This is a genomic window from Aeromicrobium sp. (assembly GCF_049586495.1).
Classification (GTDB): domain Bacteria; phylum Actinomycetota; class Actinomycetes; order Propionibacteriales; family Nocardioidaceae; genus Aeromicrobium.
Window position 1 is genome coordinate 1 of sequence record NZ_JBAVCB010000058.1, and the last position, 6,033, is coordinate 6,033.

Here is a 6,033-nt window from a genome sequence, read left to right on the forward strand (position 1 = left end):
TGCGCTACTTCAACGTGGTCGGATCAGCGGTCTCCGATCTGTATGACACCAGCCCGCACAATCTGTTTCCGCTGGTGATCGAGGCGCTGATGGAGGGGCGGACGCCCCGCATCAACGGTGATGGCTATCCCACCCCCGACGGCACCTGCGTGCGCGACTACATCCACGTGGCCGACCTCGCCGATGCGCACGTGGTCGCAGCGCAAAAGCTGCTGGCCGGGCAGGCTCTGGAGCCGGTCTACAACCTCGGCAGCGGTGACGGCGTGTCCGTGCGCGAGATCATGACGGCCGTGGCGTCGGCCACCGGCATCGACTTCGAGCCCGAGATCGTCGAACCCCGGCCCGGCGATCCGGCCCGCATCGTGGCGGCTGGCGATCTCGCCGCGCGCGATCTCGGCTGGACCATGCGGCACTCCATCGACCAGATGGTGCAGAGCGCCTGGCAAGCCCGCCAGGCTCACGCCTGAAGGTTCAGTCGGTGGCTGCGGCGTGGAGCCGCGCCAGCGCCTTGATGACCGTGTCGTGATCGGTGGTGCGCCACATGGGCGGCAGCGACGCGGCGAGGAAGCTGCCGTAGCGCGCGGACACCAGGCGAGGATCGAGGATGGCCACCACCCCGCGGTCCGTGTGGCGTCGGATCAGACGCCCCGACCCCTGGGCCAGCAGCAACGCGGCGTGCTGAGCCGCGACCGTCATGAAGCCATTGCCGCCGCGCTTCTCGACCAGGCGCTGCCGTGCGCTCATCAACGGATCGTCAGGCCGCGGGAACGGGATGCGGTCGATGATGACCAGCTGACACGTGTCGCCGGGCAGATCGACACCCTGCCACAGGCTGAGGGTGCCGAACAGGCAGGTGGACGGAGTCTCGACGAACCGGCGTGCGAGCTCGGGTAGCTGGGCGTCGCCCTGGCACCAGATGTCGATGTCAGGCAGCCGCTCACGCACCCGTTCAGCGGCGGTCTCTGCGCCACGCCGCGAGGAGAACAGACCGAGCGTTCGTCCGCCTGCAGCCTCGATCAGCGACACGATCTCATCGATCTGCGCCTCGACCAGACCGTCACGGCCAGGCTGTGGCAGGTGGCTGGCGACGTAGAGCATGCCCTGGGTGCGGTAGTCGAACGGCGATCCGACATCGAGGCCCGTCCAGTCGTCTGCACCGGGCGTCAGGCCCAGCGAGGCCGCCACGGGATCGAAGCCGCCACCCAGCATCAAGGTGGCGCTGGTCAGCACCACGGTCTTGGTGCCAAACAGCTTCTCGCGCAGCGCACCGGACACGTCGATCGGCGCGACGTGCAGCTGCTTGTTGCCCCGGAAGTCGCTGAGCCACAGAACCTCGGTTTCTGAGGCGGACGCCATGCGCTCGGCCACAACGCGTACGTCGTCGACCTGGGCTTGCGCCTGCTGGCGTCCCGCGTCAGGCTCACCCTCGCCCGGCTTGCTCTTGAGTGCCGTGACGCAGGCTCGTGCGGCGTCGCGGACCAGGGCGAGCGCGCTGAGCAGCGGCTGCTCGGGTGCGTCGATGCGCCCCTCGTCGGTGCGGGTGAGCACATCGACCAGGGCGTCGGCCGCATCGGACAGGTCGTCGATGGCGTAGCCATCGGGTGCGTAGGACCGTGCCCGACGAGAGGCCCGCTCGACCATCTCGGCGCTGAGCTCTGAGGTGGACGATTGAGTGACCCGGGCGGCAAGCTCGTGCGCCTCGTCGACGATGACCGCGTCATACTCTGGCAGCATCGGCACGCCGTCAATCGCGTCGATGGCCAGCAGCGCGTGGTTGGTGACCACGACCTGCGCTTCCTGGGCATCGGCTCGGGCCAGCTCGGCGAAGCACTCGGCCGCGTGACCACACCGGGTGGCGCCGAGGCACTCGCGGTGGTTGACGCTGACCTGTCGCCACGCCTGCTCTGAATGGGCGGGAGCGGAGTCCCGGTCGCCGACGTGGCCCGCGTCGGCCTGTTCCTCGGCCCACTCGCGCAAGGTGACGACCTCACCGCCGAGCGTCCCCTCGGGCACCTCGATCAGGGTGCCCTGATCGTCGGGAGCACCCTCTCGCACCCGGTGCAGACATGCGTAGTTGCTGCGGCCCTTGACCACCGCGTGGTGCGGCACGATGTCGAGCGTGGCGCGGGCTGCGCGCTTCATGGCGGGGATGTCGCGCTCGACCAGCTGGTGCTGCAGGTTCAGCGTGGCGGTGGCCACCACGACCCGCTCGCCGTGCAGCAGGCTGGGGACGAGATAGGCCAGCGACTTGCCAGTGCCGGTGCCGGCTTGCACCAACAGGTGGGTGCCGTCGGTCAACGCGTCGCGGACTGCCTCGGCCATCTGGATCTGACCGGGGCGATCCTCACCACCCACCGCTTCGACCGCCGCGTGGAGCACCTCGCGAATTCCTGCGGTCTCCTCAGCCATGCGCCGAGGCTATCCGGCGGTCTGCTCGCGCCGTGCCCGGCGTCCACACCTGCTCGCCGCCGAACGCTGTCGAACCTCCCGTTCGCCAGCGACGAGCTCTGCGAGGAGCGTGAGGGAGCGCCAGCGACCGAGGCGAGGCCACCGCACGCTGTACGGCTGTGGTTCGCCTCGGCCTTCGGCCTCACGGTCGCTTCGCTCCCTGACGAACGACTTCAGGCAGATCCGTACTCGGCGAGGTCGTGGGCGAGTGCGCCGTCAACCAGAGCAATCAGGTGGGTGCCGTCGGCCTCGTGCTCGAGCGACTCGATGTCTCCGCGTTCGTGAATCTGGTTGAGCAGGTCACCACGCCCGTAGGGCAGCACGACCTCGATCCGCTCGGTTGGCCGCGGCAGGTCGGCCTCGATCGCGTCGAGCAGCTCATCCATGCCCTCACCGGTGCGTGCGCTGATGACCACGGCGTGCGGCTCGGCGCTCAGCAGCTGCTTGATCATCAGCGGATCGGCGGTGTCGGCCTTGTTGATGACGATGATCTCGGGGACGCCCAGCGCATCGACCTCGGCCAGCACCTCGCGTACGGCAGCGATCTGACCTGCGGGATCGGGGTCGGAACCGTCGACGACATGCAGGATCAGATCGGACTCGGACACTTCCTCCAGCGTGGAGCGAAACGCCTCGACCAGCTGGTGCGGCAGATTGCGGACCAGCCCCACGGTGTCGGACAGCGTGTAGATCCGGCCGTCGGAGGTCTGGGTGCGACGCGTGGTGGGGTCAAGGGTGGCGAACAGCGCGTTCTCGACCAACACTCCGGCGTCGGTGAGGCGGTTGAGCAGACTCGACTTGCCGGCATTGGTGTATCCGGCGATCGAGACCGACGGGATCTCGTGGCGACGCCGGTTGGCCTTCTTGGTCTCGCGGGCCTGCCCAAGATCTTTCAGCTCGCGTCGCAGCTTGGTCATCTTCATCTGGATGCGGCGGCGATCGGTCTCGAGCTTGGTCTCACCGGGGCCACGTCCACCGATGCCTTCGCCGCCAGCCGCCTGGCCACCGGCCTGGCGGGACAGATTGCCGCCCCAGCCGCGGAGGCGTTGGGTCTGGTACTGCAACTGAGCCAGCTCGACCTGAGCCTTGCCCTCTTTGCTCTTGGCGTGCTGGGCAAAGATGTCGAGGATCAGCGCGGTGCGGTCGACGACCTTGACCTTGCAGCGGTCCTCCAGGTTGCGCAGCTGGCTGGGCGCCAACGCACCATCGCAGATGACGGTGTCCGCGCCGGTGGCCTCGACCGCCGCGCGAAGATCCTCGACCTTGCCGGTGCCGATGTAGGTGGCCGGGTCAGGCTTCTGGCGGCGTTGAATCAGCGCATCGAGGACCTCAGAACCGGCGGTCTCGGCCAGCAGCTTCAACTCGGCCATGGAGTTCTCGGCGTCCTCCACCGTGCCCTCGGTCCAGACACCGACCAAGACGACGCGCTCAAGACGGAGCTGGCGGTACTCAACCTCGGTGATGTCCTCGAGCTCGGTGCGCAGGTTTGCGACGCGTCGCAGCGAGTTGCGTTCCTCCAGCTCAAGACCCTCCAGGTCCGATGTCACCTGAGCCACTCCATCTCGCCGCGGGCGACGATCTCAGCCGGACCCTCGAGCAGGAGACGGTCATCGGCAGTCCACGTGACGTGCACCGTGCCGCCGGGGACGTCGACGCGGTACGAGACCGGGCGAACGGCGTGATCGACGGTGGCGGCGGCCACGGCGGCGGCGCACGCGCCGGTGCCGCACGAGCGGGTCTCGCCGGAACCACGTTCGTGCACCCGCATGGCGACGTGCTGGGGAGCGCGATGCACCACGAACTCGATGTTCACGCCGTCGGGATAGACCCCGCGGTCGAACTCCGGTTCCACCAGCAGGGAGCCGGCGTGCGCCAGGTCGTCGACGAAGGCCACGGCGTGCGGATTGCCGGTGCTGACCTCGTGCGCCTCCCAGGTGCGCCCTTCGGCCGACACCTTGGACGTGGCGCCGAGGCGGGCCAGACCCATGTCGACCACCACGCGATCGCGATCGACCGTGACCTGCTTGTCGCCGTCGCGGGTACCGATCAGGAACGGGGCTGCGCCGTCGACGAGACCCTCATCGACCAGGTGCAGCGCGAAGACGCGAATACCGTTGCCGCACATTTCGCTCAGGCTGCCATCGGCGTTGCGGTAGTCCATGAACCACTCGGCCTCGGACGGCTCGCCGATGGCGGACGTGCGAATGACCCGCAGAACGCCATCGGCACCGAGGCCGCGACGACGGTCACTGAGGGCCGCCACGAAGGTGGGGTCGAGGTCGCCGTGCACGGTTCCCTCGTGGTCGGGAAGCAGCACGAAGTCGTTCTCCGTGCCGTGCCCCTTCAACCACGCGAAAGTCATGACACCCATTCTATGTCGCTGACCCAATGGATCCGGGGGTCCTGACGGAACAGGCGGTCCTGACGACGAGCGAACTTCTTCGTCGCTCGGACGGTCTGAGTCTTCGCCTCGGCCTCGGACAGCCGGCCGTCGAGCTGCTCCACCGCCTGGCTATAGCCAATGGCTCGTGGCGCTGTGTCACCGTCGTCGAGACCCACTTCCCGCAGAGCGCGCACCTCGTCGATCAACCCTGACTCCCACATCTGATCGACCCGTGCCGACAAGCGGACATCGAGATCGGCGCGCGGCACGTCCAGGCCGATCATCGTGACGTGCGGGTAGATCGACTCGTGAGCCGGCATCGTCGCGATGAAGGGTTGCCCGGTCAGCTCGATGACCTCCAGCGCACGCACGATGCGGCGACCATTGGACGGCAGGATGTGCGCCGCAGCCGCCGGATCCCGCTCTGCCAGCACGCCGTGCAGCGCCTCGGCACCCCGATCGTCGAGCTCAGCTACCCAGCGCGCCCGCACCGCCGGATCCGTGCCCGGAAACTCCAGCTGGTCGATCACGGCCCGCACGTACAGCGACGACCCGCCGGTGAGCACCGGTGTGACGCCGCGGGAGTGGCAGTCATCGATCGCCCGCCGGGCCTCGCGCTGAAATGCCGCGACGCTGGCCGACTCCGTGACGTCAAGCACGTCGAGCAGGTGGTGCCGAACTCCCCCACGGCCGGCCGGCGGCGTCTTCGCCGTGCCGATGTCCATGCCGCGATACAGCTGCATCGCATCGCCGTTGACCACCTCGCCGCCGAGCCCCGCAGCGAGCGCGAGAGCGAGCGCCGATTTGCCAGAAGCAGTGGGTCCTACCACCACGACCACGTGACAAAGGCGACCGTCCGTCATCCGGTCAGCGTCGGTCATGTCGCCTAGTCTCGCAGGTAGGGTCAGGGACTTAGGTGGGCGGAGAGTGCCTGCTACAACGCAAGGGTTCACCATGGGATTCCTCGACAAGTTCAAGAAGCACGGCGCTGAGATCAAGGACAAGGCCGCCGATCTGGCTGCCTCGCAGGGCGACAAGATCGACACCGGCATCGACAAGGCGGCCGACCTCGCGAGCAAGGCCACCCAAGGCAAGTACGACGACAAGATCGGCGGCGCCGCCGACAAGGCCAAGGACGCCGCGGACAAGCTCGCCGAAGACGGCAGGGCCTGACCGACCGCGACCCGAGGGCGCGGCGGCGC

At 68.3% G+C, this 6,033-nt stretch carries 6 protein-coding genes; 2 read left to right on the forward strand and 4 right to left on the reverse strand.

Annotated elements, in window-relative coordinates; translation table 11 throughout:
- A partial coding sequence (locus tag WB508_RS03370) for an NAD-dependent epimerase/dehydratase family protein (RefSeq protein WP_423843467.1) occupies positions 1-467 on the forward strand: 467 nt, incomplete at its 5' end.
- A 4-nt stretch (positions 468-471) separates the two neighbouring features.
- On the opposite strand, the gene WB508_RS03375 is transcribed toward WB508_RS03370, so the two are convergent.
- From WB508_RS03375 to miaA, 4 genes are all read right to left on the reverse strand, one after another.
- Positions 472-2,409 (reverse strand): ATP-dependent DNA helicase, encoded by a 1,938-nt coding sequence (locus WB508_RS03375; protein ID WP_423843468.1) that lies wholly within the window; start codon positions 2,407-2,409, stop codon positions 472-474.
- Positions 2,410-2,621: 212 nt separating this feature from the next.
- Positions 2,622-3,995 (reverse strand): GTPase HflX, encoded by a 1,374-nt coding sequence (gene hflX, locus WB508_RS03380; protein ID WP_423843469.1) that lies wholly within the window; start codon positions 3,993-3,995, stop codon positions 2,622-2,624.
- Entirely contained in the window at positions 3,992-4,810 is an 819-nt protein-coding gene (gene dapF / locus WB508_RS03385; protein ID WP_423843470.1) for a diaminopimelate epimerase, read from the reverse strand. The genes hflX and dapF overlap by 4 nt, the downstream gene beginning before the upstream one ends.
- Positions 4,807-5,712, reverse strand: coding sequence for a tRNA (adenosine(37)-N6)-dimethylallyltransferase MiaA (miaA, locus tag WB508_RS03390; protein WP_423843471.1), 906 nt, complete (start codon positions 5,710-5,712; stop codon positions 4,807-4,809). The genes dapF and miaA overlap by 4 nt, the downstream gene beginning before the upstream one ends.
- 73 nt (positions 5,713-5,785) lie before the next feature.
- Here miaA and WB508_RS03395 point away from each other — a divergent pair, with 73 nt between their 5' ends.
- Positions 5,786-6,004, forward strand: a complete 219-nt coding sequence (locus WB508_RS03395) for an antitoxin (protein ID WP_423843472.1) — start codon at positions 5,786-5,788, stop codon at positions 6,002-6,004.
- Positions 6,005-6,033: the final 29 nt, after the last annotated feature.

Excerpts from the sequence above, each read along its gene's own strand:
- WB508_RS03375 (WP_423843468.1), bottom strand. The coding sequence starts at position 2,409 with ATGGCTGAGGAGACCGCAGGAATTCGCGAGGTGCTCCACGCGGCGGTC.
- dapF (WP_423843470.1), bottom strand. The coding sequence starts at position 4,810 with ATGACTTTCGCGTGGTTGAAGGGGCACGGCACGGAGAACGACTTCGTG.
- miaA (WP_423843471.1), bottom strand. The coding sequence starts at position 5,712 with ATGACCGACGCTGACCGGATGACGGACGGTCGCCTTTGTCACGTGGTC.
- WB508_RS03395 (WP_423843472.1), top strand. The coding sequence starts at position 5,786 with ATGGGATTCCTCGACAAGTTCAAGAAGCACGGCGCTGAGATCAAGGAC.